The following is a 21,179-nucleotide window of genomic DNA, read 5'->3' as shown; positions in this document are numbered from 1 at the left end:
CATCGATTCCATGCATATGAAGGACTGCATCACATGACACAAATTCTCACCAGTATCCCTGTCTGGGTTCCTCTCTTGTTTATTGGCCTTTTGGTTCTGGGACTGCGCGCACGGCACCGTCGCGTGATGCCTGTGATTGCAATGTATATGTTGCCGTTTCTGAGCCTGCTCAGTCTCGCCAGTATCGCCGCACTCCCTGCAGGAGGATGGATATGGGGGGTGTTTGCTATCGCGTTTTGTGCAGGAGGATGGTCGGGCTTTAACTGGCAGGGCAACTGGACTTTGTCGCGGGAGGGCAGCCGCATCGAAGTCGCGGGGGAGCCTGTGACCCTGTTTTTGTTAATGACCGTATTTCTGAGCAATTTTGTGCTGCGGTTTCTGGCTCAGGTTGCGCCTGCGGTTTTGGCGGCGTCGGCGTTTCAGGGGGTTTTTGGTTTCATTATCGGGTTTGTGTCGGGCGTTTTTCTGGGGCGGGCGTTGTGCGTTTACCGCACACAGGTTTGAAAATGCGTTTACCGCACACAGGTTTGAAAATGCGTGTACCGCACACGGGTACGCAAATTCAGGCTGCTGCTGTCGGGCCTGCGCGCGGTGCCAGCGGATCAAGGAGCAGAGGGTGGTCAGGGCGGTGGCTGATACAATTTTTGATGCGGGGCATTTCCGATAGGTGGAAAAGTATACCTGCGTACCCGTAACTTGTTTTCAACGCGGGCTATTCTACGTTGTGCAGCGGCTCGGTATTGGGCCAAAGAGGGGCAGGACGCCCGCAAAGGACAAGAGACATGGCCCCCATCACCGATCACCCGTTGCGTTATGCCCTGACGGGGGAATTACACGCCCGACCGTTTCCCAACATCAGATCACCGCAAGTCGTTTCGTTTCTGGCGATCAAACAGGCGGGGGATGCGGCGGCGCGGGACCGTGACCGCGGCGCGGACATGGAGCATCTGGTGGCATTGCTCAAGCATTATGGCGCGCCTTTACCGGACCGCGATGCAACGCATTATTACGGCGAGATGGGCAAATTCCATCTCAAATGGGAGCAGCACACCGAGTTTGTGACTTACACGGCCTTTAGCAGTGAATTGAGCGGACGACCGTTTGATCCTGCGGAGTTTGATGTTTTTCCGGCCCATTGGCTGGATGCGGCGCCGGGACAGCGGCTTACGTCGAGCTTGCTGCGCCTGATGCCGATGGCGCGCAAGTCCGAACCGATGCTGGAGCAACTGCGCGAATGGTTTGTTCCGGAGAGCCTAGCGGTGGGTCAGGTGCTGGACGGTGCCGCAGTGGTGGCCAGTGATTTCAGAATTGATCCTGCGGGGCACACGCGGTTTGCAGTCTTTGTGCCCGAGCAGACGGGCACGCGGCGCGTAGGGCGCATCATTCAGCGTCTTCTGGAGATCGAGACTTACAAGACAATGTCGATGCTGGGGTTTGCCCTGACGCGCGAGATTGGCGGGCAGGTCGGCGAAATGGATCGCCGGATCAGTGACCTGATGGCGAAGATGAGTGCGCAGGAGATGCGCCCCGAAGAAACGCTGAACGCGTTGTTGGACGTCTCGGTGGAATTGGAAAATGTGGTCGCCCAGACGTCGTTCCGGTTTGCGGGAACGGCGGCCTACAAGGCAATTGTGGACGAGCGGATTGCGGCGCTGCGCGAAGAGCGGTTCGAGGGGCGGCAGGGGTTTGGAGAGTTCATGATGCGCCGGTATGAGCCTGCAATGCGGACCGTGATTTCGATGGAGCGGCGTTTGGAGCGGATGTCGGCACGTGCGTTGCGGGCGTCAGACTTGTTGCGGACGCGTGTGGATGTGGAGCGATCGGCGCAGAACCAGTCGATCCTTGAGAGTATGGACACGCGGGCGGATTTGCAGCTGCGGCTGCAAAAGACGGTTGAGGGGTTGTCGGTGGTGGCGATCAGCTATTACGCTGTCTCGCTGGCGGGGTATTTGTTGTACCCGCTGGGCGAGGTCATGGGGGTGAGCAAGGGGCTGTTGACAGCTTTTGTGACACTTCCCGTTGTGCTGCTGGTGTGGGCGGCTGTGCGGCGATTGCGCCAGCACATTGAATAGTGGCTCCTCGCTGCCCTTCGGGCGCTCCTCGCTGTGCTGCGGCACTATTGTAGCTGCTTGCCTGCGGGGCTGCTGTGGGATTGAGTTTATTGGAAAAATAAAGAAAGGGACCGCGCGGCAAATGCTGCGCGGTCCGATTGTTTTTTAGCGTCCGCGGATGCGGGGGTCTAGCGCGTCACGCAGGCCGTCGCCGAGGTAATTCACGCTGAGCACGGTGAGCGAAATCAGGATGCCCGGTAGCAAGACCCGCTCGGGGTATTCCTGCATGCGGTCCACCGCGTCTGACAGCAGTTTGCCCCATGTGGGGAAATCCGACGGGAAGCCAACGCCCAGAAAGCTGAGAGCGGATTCTGTGATGATTGCGGTGGCGAGGCCCAGCGTCGCGGAGACCATGATAGGCGAGATCACGTTGGGCAACAGGTGACGGCGGATGATTTTGCCGCTGGTTGATCCGATGGAGCGGGCGGCGAGGATGAACTCGCGTTCTTTGAGCGCCAGAATATCGCCGCGCACGATGCGGGCCGTTTGCATCCATGAGGTGAGGGCGATCACCGACACGATGAGCACAAACATGCCTGCCTCGGGGGAGCCGAAGAATTTGGTGAGCGGTTGACGGAACAGGGTCACAGCCAGCAGCACCAGCGGCAGGATTGGCAGGGACAGAACCAGATCGGTAAAGCGCATCAGGATGAAATCGGCGCGCTTGAAGTAGCCTGCAGCGACACCGACAGCTGTTCCGATGAGCAAGGCGAGGATCATTGCAGACCAACCAACCGCCATCGAGACGCGGCCCCCGTATATCATTTGGGCAAGAATATCACGGCCCAGCTGGTCGGTCCCGAAGGGGTGTGCCCAGCCAGCCTTGACGCTATCATCCCAGAGCAATGTGTAGATCGGGCGCCAGTTTTTGTTGCGGATATCCAGTTTGGTCGGCTCTATATCCCACAGGTAGGGGCCCAGCAGGACACCCAATGTGATGAACATGAGGAAGCCGCCACCAAAGACTGCGCCTTTGTGTTTGCGGAACTGGTCCCAGACATCGCGCCATTGGCTGCGCGGTGGTTTGGAGGGTTCTTTGTCTTTGAGTGCGCCGAAAACTTCGACCTCGGAGGCTTGATCAGTCATAGCGGATCCTTGGGTCAAGCACGCCGTAGAGGATATCGGCGATGAGGTTGAACAGAACGATGAGGATGGCAAAGATGAAAGTGAGGGTCATCACCATCGGAAGATCGTTTGCAAACAGGGCAGTGAGCAGCAATTGGCCGATGCCGTTCACCTTGAACACGTTTTCAGTGATGATCGCGCCACCAAAGATGGCGGGCATTCCGAGGGCGATCACCGTCACAACAGGAATCATGGAGTTGCGCAGCACATGCACCATGACAACCACGCTTTCCTTGAGGCCTTTGGCGCGTGCGGTGCGGACGTAGTCCTGATTGAGGTTGTCGAGCATGGCAGAGCGCATGTAGCGGCTGATCTGGGCGGTGGTTTGCAGGGCCAGCACCATCACCGGCATGATCATTTGCAAGAATTGCGTTTTGAATGTCTCCCAGCTGTTGACGACCAGTGTGGTGTCATAGATCGACGGGAGCCAGCCCAGTGTGACGGAGAAGATAACGATGAGCAGGGGGCCTGTGAAAAAAGGCGGGATGGAGAAGCCGACCATCGTGATGAACGTGCCTGCCTGATCGAAAACCGAATAGTGGCGGTAGGCCGAATAGATGCCGATGGGAATAGCAATGAGGATACCGACCACATAGCTGAGGCCCACGACCCAGAGGGTTTGTGGCATGCGCTGGATCACGATATCCATCACCGGGCTACGGGTTTGCCAGCTGATGACGCGCTGGGTTTGCTCCAGTTGGCCTGTGACTGGATCAATGCTCATTGAAAGCTGGGTGTCGGGCAGCCAGCCGAACAGGAAGCTGTTGGCAGTCAGGTGGTCGATAAACACTGACGGCTCGACGATAAAGAACTGGTAGAGCCATTTGAGGTATTGGACGTGCACGGGTGCGCCGAGGCCGAGAGCCTCGCGCATTTTCTGCTTTACCTCCGGCGGAACCGTCAGCGGCACCTGCGCCATCGGATCACCGGGGGCGAGTTGCAGCAGCATAAAGATCACGAGGCTGATGAATAAAAGCGTCGGAACGGAGAGGACCAGTCGTCGGATGGTGAAATTCAGCATCTAGCGGCGCCTTTAGTTATCAGTCTGACAGAGAGGGAGTGGGCGGGGGGATGTACCCCCGCCCGCGTAGAACATCGGAGGGGCGGGGAGACCCCCGCCGCACCCTTTATTCCTTCATGCGGTACCAGTCGGCTGCATTCCACAGCTCGGAGTCCCATACGTTCAGCACAACGCCACCAAGGCTGTTGGAATGTGCGGAGACGCGGGCACGGTTGACCAGCGGCACGATTGTCATCGTGTCTTTTGTGATCATATCGTTCAGCTTACGGCCGATTTCGCCGCGCTTTTCGATGTCACCTGTTGCTGCCAGCTCGTCGAGCAGGGCGTCATAGGCTGGATCACAGAAGCGGTTGATGTTCTCACCCTGCCACTGGCTGGATGGCTTTGGCTCGTTGCCACAACGGTAGGCCGACAGATACGCCTGCGGGTCTGTGCCGTTGAAGGTGTTCGCATACATTTCTACGTCTGCGTAGAACTTCTGGAACGTATCGGGCGAACCTGGGTCACCGCCAAAGAACACGGAACCGTCGAGGTTGCGCAGCTCTGTCTCTACGCCGATCTGCTCCCACCAGTCTTTGATGAGCGCCTGGAAATCCTGACGTACAGCGTTTGTGGATGTCTGGTAGAGGATGGAGAGCTTGACGCCGTCTTTGTCGCGTACGCCGTCGCCATCGCTGTCAACCCAGCCAGCCTCGTCCAGCAGTGCTTTTGCACCGTCGAGGTCCTGTGTCAGGCACTCTGTATTGTCGGAGTTATAGAGTGCGGGTGCGGGCACGAGGTTACAGGTGGGCTTACCTGCTTTGCCGTAGCCTACTTCGGTCAGCAATTCACGGTCGATGGCCATCGACAATGCTTTGCGCACGTTGAAGTCGGAGAGGAAGGGGTGAGGCTCGGCCACGGTGGAGCGTGTCTCTGGTGGCAGATCGGGTGACGGGTTGGTCAGGTTCATTTCCAAACGCTCGACCAGCGGGCCGAAACCTGCAATCGCGACACCTTTGCCTGCTTCTTCCATTTTGGCGATTACGTCGGGCGCCAGCTGGAGGTTCCAAGCATAGTCAAACTCGCCTGTTTCCAGAACCGCACGGCCCGCAGCAGCCGCATCGCCGCCGCCTTTGAACGTCATCGTGGCGAAGGCAGGCTTGCCTTCATGGCGGAAGTTTTCGTTTGCAGCCAGCGTGATTACGTCATTCGGACGGAACTCGACAACCTTGAACGGGCCTGTGCCGACGGGGTTGAAGTTGGCGTCAGTACACTCGGGCGCGCGCGCGCCGAGGCATTCTGCGAACTGAGCGGCCTGAATGATGGGGCTTTCACCGCCAACGAAGGGGCCGTAGGGGTTTGGCTTGGGGCTGTCGAATGTGACTTTGACGGTCAGATCGTCAATCGCCTCAACGCTTTCAACACCGTCAAACTTGGCGCCCTGTGCGCAACCGCCTTCGGGGTGCATACAGTATTCGGCCGTGAATTTAACGTCAGCGGAGGTGAAAGGCGTGCCGTCAGACCATGTCAGGCCTTCGGAAATCTTCCATGTGATGCTGGTCAGATCCTCGGACACGCCGCCATTGGCGACTGTGGGGACTTCGTCAACCAGCCAAGGCACCATGGCACCTGTTTCGGTGTAGCGCGCGAGCGGCTCGATAATGAGCGAGGAGGATTCGACATCCTTGGTACCGCCCGACAGGAACGGGTTGAGGATGGAGGGCGCCTGCCAATACAGCACTTTTACATCGCCGTCGCGACCGCGTTCGCCGGAATGGCCATCCGCGAATGCAACGGGGGCAAATGCGCTAGTCGCAATCGCACCCATCAATAGGGTTCTCATTTTCATATCATACTCCTTGTTGGACACACTTTGCGGTGCCACGTGTTGGGTTGGGCTGTGCCCAGCCTCTTTTGTCGTTTCGGGATTTCGGAAATGTCGCCCACCGTTTCAACGCGTGGTTGCATACATCAGACAGCCTATCCGCACCCCCAAAGCGCATGTCCTTATCGAAACAGGTTTCTGGGGAAATGCAAGCCTGTTGAGCCTAGTTTTGTGCTGAAAATTCACCCGCTGTACTTTTTATCGGGGTGTGCTGTGACATCGGGCATCGGTCAGCGTTTGACGCGGCTGATGCTTGCGCATAGCCTGACGTCTGAGCCTGCCATGCGGTGGTAGGCTGGCACCTGAAAGGACCGTCATGCTTGATCATTCCACCAAAGCGCCCATTGCCCGTATTGATGGCCTGCGCGTTGAATTTCAGACAAAAGACGGCCCCGTTGTGGGGGTCGAGGATGTATCGTTCAACATCCACCCCGGAGAGACAGTCTGCGTGGTCGGGGAATCAGGCTCGGGCAAGTCGGTGTCGTCGTTGTCGCTGATGCGATTGGTGGAATTTGGTGGCGGCGAGATTGCGGCAGGCAAGCTGATGTTTGATCGCGGGCAGGGGGCTGCGGCAATTGATCTGGCTGACACAACCCAAGACGATATGCGCGGCATCCGCGGCAACGAGATCGGGATGATCTTTCAGGAGCCGATGACGGCGTTGAACCCTGTGTTCACCGTCGGCAAGCAGCTGACCGAAGGGTTGCGCCTGCACAAAAACATGAGCAAGGCCGATGCCGAGGCGCGTGCGCTGGAACTGATGACGCAGGTGCGTATTCCAGAGCCGAAAAAGCGCCTGACGCAATACCCGCACGAATTGTCCGGCGGGATGCGCCAGCGTGTGGTGATTGCCATGGCGCTGGCCTGTGAGCCGCGTCTGCTGATCGCGGACGAGCCGACAACGGCGCTGGACGTGACTATTCAGGCTGAAATTCTGGCGCTGATGGACCGTCTCAAGCGTGAGACAGGCACGGCGGTGATGTTCATCACGCATGACATGGCTGTGGTGGCACAGATGGCGGACCGTGTGGTCGTTATGTTCCGCGGTAACAAAGTAGAAGAAGGCACGGTTGAGGAAATCTTCGAGAATCCGCAGCACCCCTATACCAAGGCGCTGCTGGCCGCCGTGCCGAAACTGGGTGAGATGACGGGCAAGGACTATCCCGAACCGATGAAGCTGCTGGGCAGCGAGGACAAGCCCATTGTGCCGATCAAAGGCACAGAAGAGGTTCTGTTGACGGTCAACCACCTGACCACGCGTTTTGCCGTTACGGGCGGCTTGCTGCGCCGTACTGTGGCCAATGTTCATGCCGTGGAAGATTTGTCGTTTACCATCAACAAGGGCCAAACGCTTAGCCTTGTTGGCGAGAGTGGTTGCGGCAAATCCACGGCAGGGCGCTCCATCTTGCGCTTGGTAGAGCCAATGAGCGGTGAAGTGAATGTCGGCGGCAAAGATATCATGGCGCTGAACACCCAAGATCTGCGGACGGCACGTCTGGACATGCAGATGATCTTTCAAGATCCCTTTGCCTCCCTCAACCCGCAGATGAACCTGTCGGATCAGGTGGCCGAGCCTATCCACAACTACCAGACGCTCAAAGGCGCTGCTGTGGCCGAGCGGGTCGAGATGCTGTTTGACCGTGTGGAGTTGCCGCGTAGCTTTATGCGCCGCTTCCCGCATGAGCTGTCTGGCGGGCAGCGTCAGCGTGTGGCGATTGCGCGCGCGCTTGCGCTGAACCCCAAGCTGATCATCGCGGACGAAGCGGTGAGCGCGCTGGATGTGTCGGTGCAGGCGCAGGTGCTGAACCTGATGATGGAATTGCAGGCCGAGATGGAGCTTAGCTTTCTGTTTATCAGCCACGATATGGCTGTGGTGGAGCGGGTGAGCCATTATGTCGGCGTCATGTATCTGGGCCGCATCGTGGAGCTGGGGCCGCGCCGCGAGGTGTTCGAGAACCCCGCGCACCCTTACACCCAAGCCTTGATGAAGGCTGTGCCGATTGCCGATCCGCGCAAGCGCAAGGCGGAGAAGGATTTGAACTTCAAACCCATCCCGTCACCGATCCACCCCATCAGCTATGTGGCTGAGCCAAGCGTTTATCGCGATTTGGGCAAAGGGCATAAAGTGTTGATTACCGACAGCGGGTACTAGGCGTGACGCAAAGCGCGTCCAGAAAAGTTGCTCTTGTGACGGGTGCTGCGCGCGGCATCGGGCGCGCGATTGCAGCATCACTGTCTGCCGACTACGATGTAGCGATTACGCATCGAACAACCACGCCCGAGGCGCTATCGGATGGTATGATGGCGATCGAGGCTGATCTGCGCGATCCGCAAAGCTATGAGCGCATCATCAATGCTGTTATTGCGCGGTATGGCCGTCTTGATCTGATAGTGAACAACGCGGGCATCATCGCAGGCTCGCCAGTGGACAGCTTTGACCATGATGCTTTGCGCGCCAATTTCGACGTGAACGTGCTTGCCCCGCATGGGGTGTTGGCGGCGGCATTGCCACATCTGGGGCGCGGTGCCTGCGTGATCGGGATATCCTCGGTCAACGCTGTGTTGCCACCGAAAGGGGCGGCTATGTACGGGGCCAGCAAGGCAGCGCTTGATCTGTGGACCCGCGCGATGGCCAAGGAGTTGGGGCCGTGCGGTATTCGGGTAAATGCGGTAGCGCCAGGGGCGGTGAACATCCCCGAAGCGCCCCGCGATGCGGCCCTGACCCAAGCGTTTTTGGACATGACGGCCCTTGGCCAACTGGCCGAGCCATCAGATATTGCCGATGCCGTTTCATTTCTGGCAAGCGACAAAGCACGCGCCATTACCGGTGAAGTTCTCACCGTTTCAGGAGGATACCGACTGTGACCGACCGAATGACCCCGCTGGAATTGATGACCAAACTCATCAGCTTTCCCACTGTGTCGCGGGATACCAACATACCGCTGATCGACTGGGTTGAGGAATATCTGAACAGCCACGGCATTGCCGCGCACCGCTATGTCGATCCCGACCAGCCCAAGCATGCGCTCTTTGCCCATGTCGGGCCAGAGGTGGAAGGCGCGATTGTGCTGTCAGGCCATACGGATGTGGTGCCCGTGGACGGCCAGCCGTGGGACACCGACCCTTACGAGGTGGTCGAGAAAGACGGCAAATACTACGGGCGCGGCACCTGTGATATGAAAGGCTTTGACGCGCTGGCGCTTTGGGCGCTGGTGGAGGCGCATTATGCGGGTGTGAAACGCCCCTTGCAGATCGCGCTGAGCTTTGACGAGGAAGTAGGCTGCACCGGTGCACCACCGATGATTGCTGCGATGCAGGGTGTGGTGCCGAAAGGCAGTGCCGTTATCGTGGGCGAGCCGTCGGATATGCAGGCGGTGACTGGTCACAAGGGCGGCAGCGGCTTTCACACCCATGTTATCGGGTACGAGGTCCATTCCTCGCTGCTGCACACGGGTGTCAATGCGATCATGGCGGGGGCCAAGTTGATTGAATGGGCCAACGAGCAGAACACGCTGAACATGGCCGCCAAGCCCACAGACGTGGCCGCAATGTTCGATCCGCCCTTTACCACGGTGCATGTGGGCATGATCGAGGGTGGAACCGCCCATAACATCACCGCCAAGGATTGCATTTTCGGCATGGATTTCCGCGTGGTCCCGGGGGAGGACAAGGAAAAGTGGAAGATCGCCTATCTGGAGAAAGTGCGTGAGGTTGAAGCAGCGATGCAATCGGTAGTGGCTGATACGCGGATCGAGATTACGCCCAAGTTCGATGTGCCGCCCTTGCAGCCCGAGCAGGACGGCGAGGCAGAAACGCTGGTGCGCCAGATCACAGGCGACAATGCAAGCCACAAGGTCAGCTATGGCACCGAGGCGGGGCAGTTTCAGGATGCGGGGTACAGCGCCGTGATCTGTGGTCCGGGCAGTATTGCACAGGCGCACCAGCCTAACGAGTTCATTGAGATATCGCAGTTCAACGCCGGCCATGATTTCATGCGAAAACTGGTGGAGCGCCTGTCTTTGTGAGGACTGTACTGCGAGCATCGAGGCTATGATGAGCCGCGGATTTCCCATCAGCGTCGCCCAAGCGCCACGTTATCAAAGCGTGCTGCCCGAGGCCGCTGATCTGGTGGTGATAGGCGGCGGGATCATTGGTATTTGTACTGGGCTTTATGCCGCGCGTGGTGGTGCGCGTGTGGTGGTGCTGGAAAAAGGGCTGGTCGCAGCAGAGCAATCAAGCCGCAATTGGGGCTGGATACGCCAACAGGGGCGCGACCCTGCGGAGATGCCCATTATGGCAGAGGCGCAGCGCCTTTGGCAGGAGTTGTCACGCGAGACCAACGAAGAGATTGGCCTGACCCAAGCGGGTGTAACCTATCTGGCCCAGACCCCCGCCAAGCTGGAGAGTTTCGAGCGATGGTTGCCCCATGCCGCCGCCAACGGCGTCAACAGCCGGATGCTGAGCCAAGCCGAGATTGCCGTGATGTATCCCGGTCTGACGGATGCGCCCTTGGGCGCGCTGCATACCGCCAGCGATTATCGCGCAGAGCCTTGGGTGGCGGTGCCAGCCATGGCAGAAATTGCCGAGCGTGCGGGTGTGCAGATTATCGAGCATTGCGCGGTGCGCTGTCTGGATATTACGGATGGCAAAGTTGCAGGTGTTGTGACCGAAAAGGGGCGCATTGCCGCGCCGCGTGTGGTGCTGGCGGGCGGGGCGTGGTCGGCGCTGTTCTTGCGCAATCATGGCGTGGCGATGCCGCAGTTGTCCGTGCGCAGTCAGGTCGCCGCGACCGAGCCTGTGGCGGATGTGGGCCAAGCGGCGGGATCGGCCAAGCGTCTGGCCTTTCGGCGGCGCAGTGACGGGGGCTATACGCTGGCTCCTTCGGGTGCGCCTGATCTGTATGTCGGGCCTGATGCGTTTCGGGCGTTTCCGAAATACCTCAACCAGTTGAAGGCTGATCCGCTGGGCTGCATGCTGTATCCTGCCGCGCCCAAAGACTATCCCGATGCGTGGGGAACTGCGCGGCGCTGGCAGGCCGATGATGTTACCCCGTTTGAGCGGATGCGCGTGCTGGACCCCAAGCCAAGCCCCCAGCGGATTGCTAAACTGGCGCGCGATTTTGCCGCTATGTTCCCGCAGTTGGGACGGGTCAGGATCAAGGCTGCGTGGGCGGGGATGATAGATACCATGCCCGACATCGTGCCTGTGGTAGATTACGCGCCCATCGACGGCTTGATTATTGGCACAGGGATGAGCGGGCATGGCTTTGGCATCGGTCCTGCGATGGGCCGTGTGCTGGCGGATATGGCGGCAGGGCGCGGTGCGGGTTATGACCTGTCGCGCTTTCGACTGGGCCGATTTGCCGATGGAACAGAAATGGTCCCCGGACCGAACGTATAGGGAATGGAATAAATGCCGATCAAAAACCGTTTTGCCGAAATGCATCCCGAGATCACCGGATGGCGGCGGCACCTGCATCAATATCCCGAGCTGCAATTCGACGTGCATGAGACGGCGAAATTCGTAGAAGACAAGCTGCGCGGTTTTGGCATCACGGATATTACGACGGGTATCGGCCAGACGGGTGTTGTTGCCGTGATCGAGGGGCGGACAAATACATCGGGGCGCACCGTAGGTCTGCGTGCTGATATGGATGCTCTGCCGATTGAGGAGGCGACGGGGCTGGAGTATGCCTCCAAGAACCCCGGCAAGATGCACGCCTGCGGCCATGACGGGCATACGGCGATCCTGCTGGGCGCGGCGCAATATCTGGCAGAGACGCGCAATTTTGACGGGCGCGTTGTGCTGATCTTTCAACCCGCCGAAGAGGGCGGGGGTGGCGGTCTTGAAATGTGCAAGGACGGCCTGATGGAGCGTTGGAGCATCGACGAGGTCTACGGGCTGCACAATATGCCTGGTGCGGAGGTGGGCAGCTTTCACATCCGCGAGGGCGCGCTGCTTGCGGCCACGGATGAATTCGAGATCATCATTACAGGGCAGGGCGGCCATGCGGCGGCCCCGCATGAGGCGATTGACCCCAATCTGGCAGCTGCCCATGTGATCGTCGCCTTGCAGTCGATTGCATCGCGCAATGTGGACCCGTTGGCGCAGGTTGTTGTGTCGGTCTGTGTGCTGCGGTCGGACAGTGAGGCGTTCAACATCATTCCGCACCGTGTGACCATGCGTGGTACGGTGCGCACATTGGACAAGACTGTGCGCGATCTGGCGCAAAAACGGCTGGAAGAAATCGTTGATCTGACGGCCCGTGCCCATGGGTGTGTGGCGAAGGTGGATTATGATCGCGGCTATCCCGTAACCGTCAACCACGCGGACGAGACAGTCTATGCAGCCGATGCCGCCGAGGTGGTCAGCCCCGGTGTTGATCGCGCCACACCGCCCATAATGGCAGGTGAGGATTTTTCCTACATGCTCGAAGAGCGCCCTGGTGCCTATATCATGCTGGGCAATGGCGCCGGTGCGACCGTTCATCACCCCGAGTATAATTTCAACGACGACGCGATCCCTGCGGGATGTTCGTGGTTTGCCGAAGTGGTCGAGCGGCGGATGCCCACCGCGTAATGCCGCTTGGATATTGGCAGGCAATGCCCTAAATCCCTGTTATAAATGTTGCTTTTGAAGGAACGACAATGCCCGTAAAGAACCGATTTGCCGAATTGCACAGCGATATCACCGCATGGCGGCGCGACCTGCATGAACACCCCGAGATCTTGTTCGAGACGCACCGCACCTCTGCCACTGTAGCTGAAAAGCTGCGCTCGTTCGGCTGTGACGAAGTGGTCGAGGGGATTGGCCGTACCGGTGTTGTGGGGGTGATCAAGGGGGGCAGCGTGGCCTCTGGCAAGGTCGTGGGGCTGCGCGCGGATATGGATGCGCTGCCGATCCATGAGGAAACAGGGGTGGAATATGCCTCCAAGACCGATGGTGCGATGCATGCCTGCGGCCATGACGGGCACACGGCCATGCTGCTGGGGGCTGCGCAGTATCTGGCGGAGACGCGAAATTTTGACGGCACGGCTGTGGTGATTTTCCAGCCCGCCGAAGAAGGCGGCGGCGGCGGCAAAGAGATGTGTGATGACGGGATGATGGACCGTTGGGGCATTCAGGAAGTCTACGGCATGCACAATTGGCCCGGCATGTCCGAGGGCAGCTTTGCCATCCGCCCCGGCCCGTTTTTTGCCGCGACAGACCTGCTGGACATCGAGATCGAGGGATTGGGCGGCCATGCGGCCAAGCCCAACGAGACCGTCGATACCACTGTGATCGCCAGCCAGATTGTGACAGCCTTGCAGACCATAGTGAGCCGTAATGCCGATCCAGTGGGCAATATCGTGGTGTCGATCACCTCGTTCGAGACATCTTCCAACGCATATAATGTGATCCCGCAAAAGGTGCATCTGAAGGGCACTGTGCGGACGATGTCGCTGGAGCTGCGTGATCTGGCAGACAAGCGGGTGAACGAGATTTGCAGCGGCATTGCCGCAGCGATGGGGGCGGTGGCGCGGGTGACGTATCACCGCAACTACCCTGTGATGGTTAACCACGAAGAGCAGACGGAATTTGCCGCCGAAGTCGCGCGCTCGGTTTCTGGTGATTGTGCCGAGGCACCTTTGGTGATGGGGGGCGAGGATTTCGCCTTTATGCTGGAGGCGCGTCCGGGGGCCTATATCCTTGTAGGCAATGGCGACACGGCGATGGTGCATCACCCGTTGTATAACTTTAACGACGATGTGATTCCTGCGGGATGCAGCTGGTGGGCCGGGATTGTGGAACAGCGGATGCCTGCGGGCTGACGGGATGGTCCTGAACTTGCAACTGCTGCGCTGTTTGGTGCTTGCAGGATTGAGTTTATAGGAAAAATAAAGAAGCCGGTTGGAGAGGGTGGTGCATGATGCGCTGCCCTTTTCGCTTGTGTTGGTGTGGGGTTAGTCGAGCAGTTTGCGGTAGAGATCTATGAGGCTTTGGGCCTCGCGTTCTATCGAAAAGTGTTCAGTTACATGGGGCCGGGCGTTTTTGGCCCATTGTTCGATTGGGTGGGGTGGCTCGAAGGCTTCGCATATTGCGTCCATCAGTTTGGCGGAGTCGTCGGGGTCGACGAGCATACCTGTATCCGGTGTGACGATCTGCTCGAACGCGCCGACGCGGGTGGCGACGACGGGGACACCGCAGGCCATGGCCTCGATCGGGGTGAGGCCGAAGCCCTCGGAGCGTTGGGGTGCTACATAGAGATCAAGGACACGGTACCAGTCGGCCATATTTTCGACCGGCACTTCGGGCAGGAAATGGAAGCGTTCTGCAAAGTCGGTTTCGGCCACGCCGTCCTTGATCCATTGCAGGAACTTTTGGTCCTTTTGAACCGCGCGGCCCATGATGAGGGCGTGGGCGGGGAAGCATTTGTTGACACCCGCCATGGCAGCATAAAACAGATCTGTGCCTTTGGAGCGGCGGATGCGCCCGTAGCAACCGATCAGCAGGCCGTCTGCCGGCAGCCCGAGTTTTGTGCGCAGAGCGGCGCGATCTGCTGGCGGGGAGTACCCCTCCAGATCAATGCCGTGCATGATGACTTTTGCGGGGTTTTCCAGATAGCTGGCGGTTTTTTCGGAGGTCGCTACAACAGCATCCATGCGGCGGATCAGCCAGCGGGTGAGGCCTGTCTGTTTGCGCTGGGAGGCGGAGGTGAACACCAGCTTGAGCCGTTTGCCCAACAGGTATTTCAGGGCCAGTCCGCCGATCATTTCAACATTCCGGCGCGCATGCCAGACACGGGTAGGGTGGCGCGGCATGGTGATTAATGCACGCAGGGGAATTTGCGGGACATGGGGTGGCATCACGGGGCCGGTGGCCACGATACCGATGTCGCGGGCCTGAACAGGGACAAGCCTTACGATGGTGGCTGTGACCCCAGACAGACGGCGTTTGAAATTTGGCGCAATCACCTGAATGTTGGAAAAATCGGTCATGACAGCCTCAGCGCGTTGATCAGGCAGGTTGCAATTGTATCGAGTTTTGCAGTTTCGGCGGTGGCGAAGGTCTGCGCGGCGGCGACGGCCTTTGCGCGTGCCTGCGGGTCGCGCAGCAAGGTGTCGATCTGGGCGGCGAGATCATCCGCGTCTGCCACGATTCGCGCGGCGCCTGCTGCCTCCATTGCGGAAAACGTCTCGGCAAAGTTGAACACATGGTTGCCCGACAGCACCATGGACCCCGATTGTGCCACCTCGAAAGGGTTATGCCCGCCAATGGGCAGCAGCGAGCCGCCGAGGAATACGATATCGCTGAGCGCGAACCAATTGCCAAGCTCGCCCAATGTATCGGCCAGATAGACTGCACCGCCGGGCAGTTCGCCACGGCTGCGGCGGGAATATTCCAGCCCCGCATCGGCGATGCGTTGCAGCACTTCTGCGCCACGTTCGGGGTGGCGGGGCACAAGGATCAAGTGGAGATCGGGATGGGTTTCGCGCAGCCGCTTATGTGCTGCCAGAACGATCTGTTCTTCGCCTGCATGGGTGGAGGCGGCGACCCAAACGGGGCGGTGGCCCAAAACGGCACGCGCCTCGAAGATCAGGTCTTCGTCGCTGGGCAGCGGGCCTGCGAAAGACTTGAGGTTCTGGCCACGCGCCACGCGGGGGGCAGGGGCATGCATGCGCACCATCGCTTCGGCCATGGCATCGTTTTGGGTCAGGATAAGATCAAATACTTCTAGCAAGTAGGCAGCAAGGCGGGGGCGTTTGGCCCAGGCTGCAACGGATTTCTCTGACAGGCGGGCATTGACCAGCGCCATTGTGGCGCCGGTGGCATGGGTGCGGCGCAGCATTTGGGGCCAAAGCTCGCTTTCGACAAAGACGGCGGCATCGGGTCGCCAGTGTTTCAGAAACCGTTTGAGCGGGCCTGCGGAATCCAGCGGGGCGAATTGATGCATGCAGCGCGGCGGCATGCGTTGTGCGATCAGTGTGGCAGAGGTGGCGGTGCCAGAGGTGATGAGGAAATGCGCATTTGGCAGGGCTGCACCCATGCGGGTGATCAATGCCAGTACAGACAGGCTTTCGCCTACACTGGCGGCATGAAACCAGATCAACGTGCCTTGAGGGCGGTCGTGGGTTGCGTGGCCGAGCCGTTCATGGGCGCGGTGGGCGGGCATTCCGGCTTTGCGCAGTTTGGCCGTTGTACTGCGGGCAACAAACGGTATCAGCGCCATGCCAAGCACAACGTAGAGGTGATAGAGCAATGGGGTACGCATGGGGCGTCAGCCGCCTGTATGGCTCATGTGGCGGGGCATCTGACCGCCAGCAGTCTGGCGCGAATAGTCAAAATCGTGGCCCTTGGGTTTCAGGCCGATTGCCGCGCGTATGGCTTCTTCAAGCGGGCGATCGTCATCAGGGTGGGCACGAAGAGGCGCGCGCAGATCGGCACTGTCTTCCTGACCAAGACAGAGGTAAATCTCGCCTGTGCAGGTCAGACGCACACGGTTGCAGCTTTCGCAGAAGTTATGGCTGAGCGGTGTGATGAACCCGATCTTCTGACCGGTTTCTTCAAGGCGCACGTACCGCGCAGGGCCGCCTGTCTGCTCGGCCAGATCCGTGACGGTGTAGTGTTCGGCATATTTGGCGCGCACATCTTTGAGCGACCAATATTGATCCAGGCGGTCTTCGTTGCCGATATCGCCCATCGGCATGACCTCGATCCACGTCAAATCCATGTCGCGCGCAGCGCACCATTCGGTGATTTGCGCCAGCTCGGGCTCGTTGAACCCTTTCAACGCCACAGCGTTGATTTTCACCCGAAGGCCAGCGGCCTGTGCAGCGTCGATCCCGCGCAACACTTGTGGCAGGCGGCCCCATCGGGTGACTTCGGCAAATTTCGCCTCGTCCAGCGTATCGAGCGAGATATTCACGCGGCGCACACCGGCAGCATAGAGGTCGGCTGCGTATTTCTCCAGCTGGCTGCCATTGGTGGTTAGTGTCAGCTCTTTGAGGGTTCCCGCATCCAGATGCCGTTTCATCCCGTCAAAGAACGTCATGATCCCACGACGGACAAGCGGCTCTCCGCCGGTGATGCGCAGCTTTTGCACGCCCAGCCCGATGAAGGTGGAACACATGCGGTCCAGCTCCTCCAGCGTGAGCAATTCGCGCTTGGGCAGGAAGGTCATATTCTCGGACATGCAGTAAACACAGCGGAAATCGCAGCGATCTGTCACTGAGACGCGCAGGTATGTGATGGCACGGGCGAAAGGATCAATCAGCGGAGCATTCATGCCACAAGTGGTATAGAGCGTGCCGATAAGGAGCAAGCGCGATTTGAGGGGGTTGGACCCAGGGCCAAGCTGAATTACTGATAGGGCATGATCCGCATTACACATCCCCTTACCGCAATCGCCGCCGCCCTATTTGTTAGCGGGTGTGCACAGCTTGGGCTGGGCCAGCCCGAGGATACAGGTGCGCCTGCGCCGACAGCTACACAGACAGGTGAGGCAGCAGCGACACCCGATCTGCCGCAAGCAACGGATGCTGATGTGGCAGCGGTAAAGCCTGACCCTGTCCTCACTGCCGCCCCGCCGCCCCCCAAAGCGGCCAAGACCCAAGAGGCGCTGGACACGACAACCAAAGAACAGCGCGCCAAGGCTGCTGCACCCGCAGCGCCTGCGCAGACATCCAAACTGCTGGGCACAACCGTCGCCAGCCTCGGCAGCCCGACCGAGCCGGGGTTCTGGTTGAAAACACCTTTGGTCAAGACCGAAACAAGCGGGCGGGTCACCAACAAGGCCAATGGCAAATCCTCTGCCGTAACACTGATCCCTATTGACGGGCCAGCTAACGGCGGCAGCCGTTTGTCGTTGCCCGCCATGCGCCTGATCGAAGCATCCCTTACAGAATTGACCGAACTGGACGTGACGCTGGACGGATAGCACCCCCGCCAGCGATCTACGCGACATGTCCGCTTCTTTATTTTTCCTGTAAACTCAATCCCGCAGCCAACCAAAGGCGCAGGCAGTAGCGTTTATTTCAGCAGCCGCTGGGCTTCCTTGCGGGCAAAGGGCTTCATCTTGTCACCGTGTGCTGCCAGAAATGCGCGCACTCGCTCAGGGTCGCGTTTGCCAAGGTCGCGCAGCCACCATGCAACTGATTTCTGGATAAACCATTGGGGATCAGCGGTATATGTCGCGGCCCAGCCAAGAATACGCTCGCGGGCGGCAAGCTCTTCTGTCTTTGGATTGTTCTGTTTGGTCCATGGCAGGGTGATGACCAGTGCAGCGCGTCGCGTCCACATGTGCTCGGATCGGGTCCAACCCTCGATACGGTCCAACCTTGAGGGATCGGCGACCAGTCGCTTTTGGCCTGCCATGCAGGCGTGATCAGCAATGGCCCAGCTGTCAAAATCGCGGTGCCATCCCGCAATCAGTTGCCATGCGGCGTGATCGTCGGGGCGCAGACGTGCTTGGGTCAGCAGCTTGGCGGCGGCCACGCGCGCCTCGAAGATATCAGTGCGCCACAAACCGGTAGCCAGTGCGATGCGGTCGGGCAATTCAAGCGCTGCGCGCCATTCCTGCACCAGATTGTTAATCTGGGGATTGGTCAGACCCAGATAGGTGCGGTCGACTTTATGATAGCTGCGCATGCCTGCGGCGCGCTCGGGGTCGGCCAATGCCTGCAGGGCCGTCAGGAAGGGTTCATGCATCCGTGGTGTCAGGCAGGATATGCGTTGGCATCCCGTCGATTGTGGTGCGGTTACGCGTGTCCCAATAGGAAGCGATACCATCTTCGCCTTTGTCGATGCTCCAGTTCTTCAACACCTCTCGCGGGCCCTTGTGCTCATAGAATGGCACAGCAAATCCGCAGCTGGATTGCATCATCTCAACGCTCACATCATAGATTTGCCGCGCGCCCAAATCGGGCGGAAACTGTGCGTTCAGGGCTTCAAACTCAGCGTCGCGGGGATGCAGGGTGCGCGCTGTGCCATAGGCGCGCAGGATCATCGGCCGTGTCTCGAACCCGCACCACATAAGGGTGATACGGTTGATGCGCGCAAGATGACCGGCGGTTTCGTTGCCCGACCCTGTCAAGTTGCGCCAGATGATGCGGTTAGGCCCCAGTACCCTCAGACTGTCCATCCCCTTGGGCGAGATATTGACCCGCCCGTCCTGCGCGGCAGAGCCGCAAAAGAACATTTGCTGCGCCGCGATGAAGGCACGGTGATCATCGCTGATATGATCAAACTGCTTGGCCATTACTCAACCGTCACGGATTTGGCGAGGTTGCGGGGTTGGTCCACATCCGTGCCCTTGGCGACAGCCGTGTGATAGGCCAGCAGCTGTGCAGGGATCGCATAGAGGATGGGCGCAACAGCGTCGGAGACTTCGGGCATCTCAATGGTGTCCCAGACCCCGATGCTTGCCTCGGCCAGACCTTTGCGATCCGAAATGAGGATGACCTTGCCCTTGCGTGCCATCACTTCTTGCATGTTGCTGACTGTCTTGTCGAACAGGGTGTCGCGCGGGGCCATAACGACCACCGGCATGTCTTCATCGATCAGCGCGATGGGGCCGTGTTTCAGTTCGCCTGATGCGTAAGCTTCGGCATGTATATAGCTGATTTCTTTTAATTTAAGCGCGCCTTCATGGGCCAGCGGGTAGAGTGGGCCGCGCCCGAGGAACAGCACATCACGGGCAGATGCCAGCTTGCGTGCAGTTTCGCGGATTTTATCATTCTGCTCCAACGCTTCGGAGATCAGCGCCGGCAGTCGGCGCAGCTGGGCGAGGTGGTCCTGGCGCTGCTCGTCGGTGATTTCGCCACGGTCTGACGCAGCTTTGAGCGCGAGCACAAAAAGTACTGTCAGCTGACATGTGAACGCTTTGGTGGAAGCCACACCGATCTCGACGCCTGCGTGGATGGGCAAGACCAGATCACTTTCGCGCGCGATGGAGCTTTCGGGGACGTTGACCACGGATACGATTTTGTCGGCTTTGCCCGCGCAGTAACGCAATGCTGCGAGGGTGTCTGCGGTTTCGCCCGACTGGCTGACAAACAGTGCGACATTGCGCGCAGGGATCGGCGGTTCGCGGTAACGGAATTCGGATGCTACATCGACTTCGACGGGGATGCGGGCGATTTGTTCAAACCAGTATTTCGCTGTGAGGCAGGCCAGAAATGCGGTGCCGCAAGCGACCATTGTAATGCGGTCTACATTCGCAAAGTCGACCTGCGGGTCGGGCAGGCGGATTTCGCCTGATTTGCTAAGATAGTGGCCCAACGCCTCGGCAATGACAGTTGGTTGCTCGGCGATTTCTTTGGCCATGAAGTGTTTATGGCCACCTTTGTCGATCCGCGTGGCACTGATCTCGATTTTGCGGATTTCGCGGTTGGCTGGCACGCCAGCGGCAGTGAACACAGAGGCACCTGCGCGGGTCAGGATCGCGTAGTCGCCTTCCTCAAGATAGCTGATGCGGTCGGTCATGGGCGACAGTGCAATCGCGTCAGAGCCTACGAACATTTCGCCATCGCCATAGCCAATGGCCAGTGGTGAGCCTTTGCGCGCAGCTACGATCAGGTCTTCTTCGCCGTCAAACAGGAATGCCAGCGCGAATGCACCATGCAGTTTGCCCAGTGTTTGAATGGCTGCTTCTGTTGGCGACAGGCCTTGTGACATGAAGTGTTGGGCCAGCATTGCGACGGTTTCAGTGTCGGTATCGGTGGCGGGGGTCAGCCCGTGCTCGGCCAGTTCGGCACGCAATTCGCGGAAATTCTCGATGATGCCGTTATGCACCACGGCAACGGGGCCAGCGCGATGGGGGTGGGCATTGTTTGCGTTCGGCTCGCCGTGGGTGGCCCAGCGGGTGTGGCCAATGCCTGATTTGCCTGCCAGCGGCTCGTGCACGAGAAGATCACCAAGGTTGACCAGCTTGCCCACCGCGCGGCGGCGCTCGAGCGTGCCGTTGTTTACGGTAGCGATGCCCGCGCTGTCATAGCCGCGATATTCCAGACGCTTAAGCGCCTCTACCAGAATGGGCGCTGCTTCGTGATTGCCCAAGACCCCTACAATTCCGCACATA

18 protein-coding genes are annotated in these 21,179 nt (G+C 59.2%); 9 read left to right on the top strand and 9 right to left on the bottom strand.

The features are described from left to right. Window positions 1–33: 33 nt before the first annotated feature. Window positions 34–504, top strand: a complete 471-nt coding sequence (locus tag Q0903_RS14545; protein ID WP_299416643.1) for a hypothetical protein — start codon at window positions 34–36, stop codon at window positions 502–504. Between the two features lie 278 nt (window positions 505–782). Next, window positions 783–2,072: a DUF3422 domain-containing protein gene (locus tag Q0903_RS14540; RefSeq protein WP_299023837.1), complete on the top strand. Its 1,290-nt coding sequence runs from the start codon at window positions 783–785 to the stop codon at window positions 2,070–2,072. Between the two features lie 144 nt (window positions 2,073–2,216). On the opposite strand, the gene Q0903_RS14535 is transcribed toward Q0903_RS14540, so the two are convergent. The 3 genes from Q0903_RS14535 to Q0903_RS14525 all read right to left on the bottom strand — a co-directional run bounded on the left by Q0903_RS14535 (window position 2,217) and on the right by Q0903_RS14525 (window position 6,085). Then, window positions 2,217–3,197 (bottom strand): ABC transporter permease, encoded by a 981-nt coding sequence (locus tag Q0903_RS14535; RefSeq protein WP_299023836.1) that lies wholly within the window; start codon window positions 3,195–3,197, stop codon window positions 2,217–2,219. Beyond that, window positions 3,190–4,257 carry an ABC transporter permease gene (locus Q0903_RS14530; RefSeq protein WP_299023835.1) on the bottom strand — a complete coding sequence of 356 codons (1,068 nt, stop codon included), beginning with the start codon at window positions 4,255–4,257 and terminating at the stop codon, window positions 3,190–3,192. The genes Q0903_RS14535 and Q0903_RS14530 overlap by 8 nt, the downstream gene beginning before the upstream one ends. Before the next feature lie 106 nt (window positions 4,258–4,363). Further along, window positions 4,364–6,085, bottom strand: coding sequence for a peptide ABC transporter substrate-binding protein (locus tag Q0903_RS14525; RefSeq protein WP_299416640.1), 1,722 nt, complete (start codon window positions 6,083–6,085; stop codon window positions 4,364–4,366). A gap of 352 nt (window positions 6,086–6,437) precedes the next feature. Between Q0903_RS14525 and Q0903_RS14520 the strand changes: the two genes are divergently transcribed. The 6 genes from Q0903_RS14520 to Q0903_RS14495 all read left to right on the top strand — a co-directional run bounded on the left by Q0903_RS14520 (window position 6,438) and on the right by Q0903_RS14495 (window position 13,932). Further along, window positions 6,438–8,273 (top strand): ABC transporter ATP-binding protein, encoded by a 1,836-nt coding sequence (locus Q0903_RS14520; protein ID WP_299023833.1) that lies wholly within the window; start codon window positions 6,438–6,440, stop codon window positions 8,271–8,273. Window positions 8,274–8,275: 2 nt separating this feature from the next. Further along, window positions 8,276–8,986 (top strand): SDR family oxidoreductase, encoded by a 711-nt coding sequence (locus tag Q0903_RS14515; RefSeq protein WP_299416638.1) that lies wholly within the window; start codon window positions 8,276–8,278, stop codon window positions 8,984–8,986. After that, the gene (argE, locus tag Q0903_RS14510; RefSeq protein ID WP_299416636.1) at window positions 8,983–10,146 is read left to right on the top strand and encodes an acetylornithine deacetylase; all 1,164 of its coding nucleotides are present in this window, start codon (window positions 8,983–8,985) and stop codon (window positions 10,144–10,146) included. Before Q0903_RS14515 ends, argE begins: the two co-directional genes overlap by 4 nt. 25 nt (window positions 10,147–10,171) lie before the next feature. Continuing rightward, window positions 10,172–11,521: an FAD-binding oxidoreductase gene (locus Q0903_RS14505; RefSeq protein WP_299027590.1), complete on the top strand. Its 1,350-nt coding sequence runs from the start codon at window positions 10,172–10,174 to the stop codon at window positions 11,519–11,521. Between the two features lie 12 nt (window positions 11,522–11,533). Beyond that, window positions 11,534–12,700 carry a M20 aminoacylase family protein gene (locus tag Q0903_RS14500; protein WP_299416634.1) on the top strand — a complete coding sequence of 389 codons (1,167 nt, stop codon included), beginning with the start codon at window positions 11,534–11,536 and terminating at the stop codon, window positions 12,698–12,700. 68 nt (window positions 12,701–12,768) lie between these two features. Then, window positions 12,769–13,932: a M20 aminoacylase family protein gene (locus Q0903_RS14495; protein ID WP_299416632.1), complete on the top strand. Its 1,164-nt coding sequence runs from the start codon at window positions 12,769–12,771 to the stop codon at window positions 13,930–13,932. Between the two features lie 132 nt (window positions 13,933–14,064). Here the strand turns inward: Q0903_RS14495 and Q0903_RS14490 are convergent, their stop codons facing one another. From Q0903_RS14490 to moaA, 3 genes are read right to left on the bottom strand one after another with little or no spacing between them, the layout of a single operon-like run. Then, window positions 14,065–15,099 (bottom strand): glycosyltransferase family 4 protein, encoded by a 1,035-nt coding sequence (locus tag Q0903_RS14490; protein WP_299023828.1) that lies wholly within the window; start codon window positions 15,097–15,099, stop codon window positions 14,065–14,067. Next, entirely contained in the window at window positions 15,096–16,373 is a 1,278-nt protein-coding gene (locus tag Q0903_RS14485) for a 3-deoxy-D-manno-octulosonic acid transferase (protein WP_299416629.1), read from the bottom strand. The genes Q0903_RS14490 and Q0903_RS14485 overlap by 4 nt, the downstream gene beginning before the upstream one ends. Before the next feature lie 6 nt (window positions 16,374–16,379). Next, the gene (gene moaA / locus Q0903_RS14480; protein ID WP_299023826.1) at window positions 16,380–17,387 is read right to left on the bottom strand and encodes a GTP 3',8-cyclase MoaA; all 1,008 of its coding nucleotides are present in this window, start codon (window positions 17,385–17,387) and stop codon (window positions 16,380–16,382) included. Between the two features lie 87 nt (window positions 17,388–17,474). Between moaA and Q0903_RS14475 the strand changes: the two genes are divergently transcribed. Beyond that, window positions 17,475–18,038, top strand: a complete 564-nt coding sequence (locus tag Q0903_RS14475) for a hypothetical protein (RefSeq protein WP_299416626.1) — start codon at window positions 17,475–17,477, stop codon at window positions 18,036–18,038. 92 nt (window positions 18,039–18,130) lie between these two features. On the opposite strand, the gene Q0903_RS14470 is transcribed toward Q0903_RS14475, so the two are convergent. Genes Q0903_RS14470 through glmS form a run of 3 tightly spaced genes read right to left on the bottom strand, consistent with a single transcriptional unit; the run spans window position 18,131 to window position 21,178 of the window. Then, window positions 18,131–18,808 (bottom strand): DNA alkylation repair protein, encoded by a 678-nt coding sequence (locus Q0903_RS14470; protein ID WP_299416623.1) that lies wholly within the window; start codon window positions 18,806–18,808, stop codon window positions 18,131–18,133. Then, complete coding sequence (locus Q0903_RS14465) at window positions 18,801–19,358, bottom strand: pyridoxamine 5'-phosphate oxidase family protein (RefSeq protein WP_299023823.1); 558 nt, start codon at window positions 19,356–19,358, stop codon at window positions 18,801–18,803. Before Q0903_RS14465 ends, Q0903_RS14470 begins: the two co-directional genes overlap by 8 nt. Continuing rightward, a complete protein-coding gene (gene glmS, locus Q0903_RS14460) occupies window positions 19,358–21,178 on the bottom strand; it encodes a glutamine--fructose-6-phosphate transaminase (isomerizing) (RefSeq protein WP_299416619.1) in 1,821 nt (606 codons plus the stop codon). The genes Q0903_RS14465 and glmS overlap by 1 nt, the downstream gene beginning before the upstream one ends. Window position 21,179: the final 1 nt, after the last annotated feature.

The sequence above is a fragment of the uncultured Sulfitobacter sp. genome, from assembly GCF_947502895.1.
In the GTDB taxonomy this organism is placed as follows: domain Bacteria; phylum Pseudomonadota; class Alphaproteobacteria; order Rhodobacterales; family Rhodobacteraceae; genus Sulfitobacter.
This window is presented reverse-complemented; position numbering and strand designations above follow the sequence as displayed.

What these genes read in the sequence shown, in the direction of transcription:
- Q0903_RS14470 (WP_299416623.1), bottom strand. Translation starts at nt 18,808, where the DNA reads ATGCATGAACCCTTCCTGACGGCCCTGCAGGCATTGGCCGACCCCGAG.
- Q0903_RS14500 (WP_299416634.1), top strand. Translation starts at nt 11,534, where the DNA reads ATGCCGATCAAAAACCGTTTTGCCGAAATGCATCCCGAGATCACCGGA.
- Q0903_RS14545 (WP_299416643.1), top strand. Translation starts at nt 34, where the DNA reads ATGACACAAATTCTCACCAGTATCCCTGTCTGGGTTCCTCTCTTGTTT.
- Q0903_RS14495 (WP_299416632.1), top strand. Translation starts at nt 12,769, where the DNA reads ATGCCCGTAAAGAACCGATTTGCCGAATTGCACAGCGATATCACCGCA.
- Q0903_RS14530 (WP_299023835.1), bottom strand. Translation starts at nt 4,257, where the DNA reads ATGCTGAATTTCACCATCCGACGACTGGTCCTCTCCGTTCCGACGCTT.
- Q0903_RS14520 (WP_299023833.1), top strand. Translation starts at nt 6,438, where the DNA reads ATGCTTGATCATTCCACCAAAGCGCCCATTGCCCGTATTGATGGCCTG.
- Q0903_RS14505 (WP_299027590.1), top strand. Translation starts at nt 10,172, where the DNA reads ATGATGAGCCGCGGATTTCCCATCAGCGTCGCCCAAGCGCCACGTTAT.
- glmS (WP_299416619.1), bottom strand. Translation starts at nt 21,178, where the DNA reads ATGTGCGGAATTGTAGGGGTCTTGGGCAATCACGAAGCAGCGCCCATT.
- Q0903_RS14475 (WP_299416626.1), top strand. Translation starts at nt 17,475, where the DNA reads ATGATCCGCATTACACATCCCCTTACCGCAATCGCCGCCGCCCTATTT.
- Q0903_RS14485 (WP_299416629.1), bottom strand. Translation starts at nt 16,373, where the DNA reads ATGCGTACCCCATTGCTCTATCACCTCTACGTTGTGCTTGGCATGGCG.
- moaA (WP_299023826.1), bottom strand. Translation starts at nt 17,387, where the DNA reads ATGAATGCTCCGCTGATTGATCCTTTCGCCCGTGCCATCACATACCTG.
- Q0903_RS14525 (WP_299416640.1), bottom strand. Translation starts at nt 6,085, where the DNA reads ATGAAAATGAGAACCCTATTGATGGGTGCGATTGCGACTAGCGCATTT.
- Q0903_RS14490 (WP_299023828.1), bottom strand. Translation starts at nt 15,099, where the DNA reads ATGACCGATTTTTCCAACATTCAGGTGATTGCGCCAAATTTCAAACGC.
- Q0903_RS14540 (WP_299023837.1), top strand. Translation starts at nt 783, where the DNA reads ATGGCCCCCATCACCGATCACCCGTTGCGTTATGCCCTGACGGGGGAA.
- Q0903_RS14465 (WP_299023823.1), bottom strand. Translation starts at nt 19,358, where the DNA reads ATGGCCAAGCAGTTTGATCATATCAGCGATGATCACCGTGCCTTCATC.
- Q0903_RS14535 (WP_299023836.1), bottom strand. Translation starts at nt 3,197, where the DNA reads ATGACTGATCAAGCCTCCGAGGTCGAAGTTTTCGGCGCACTCAAAGAC.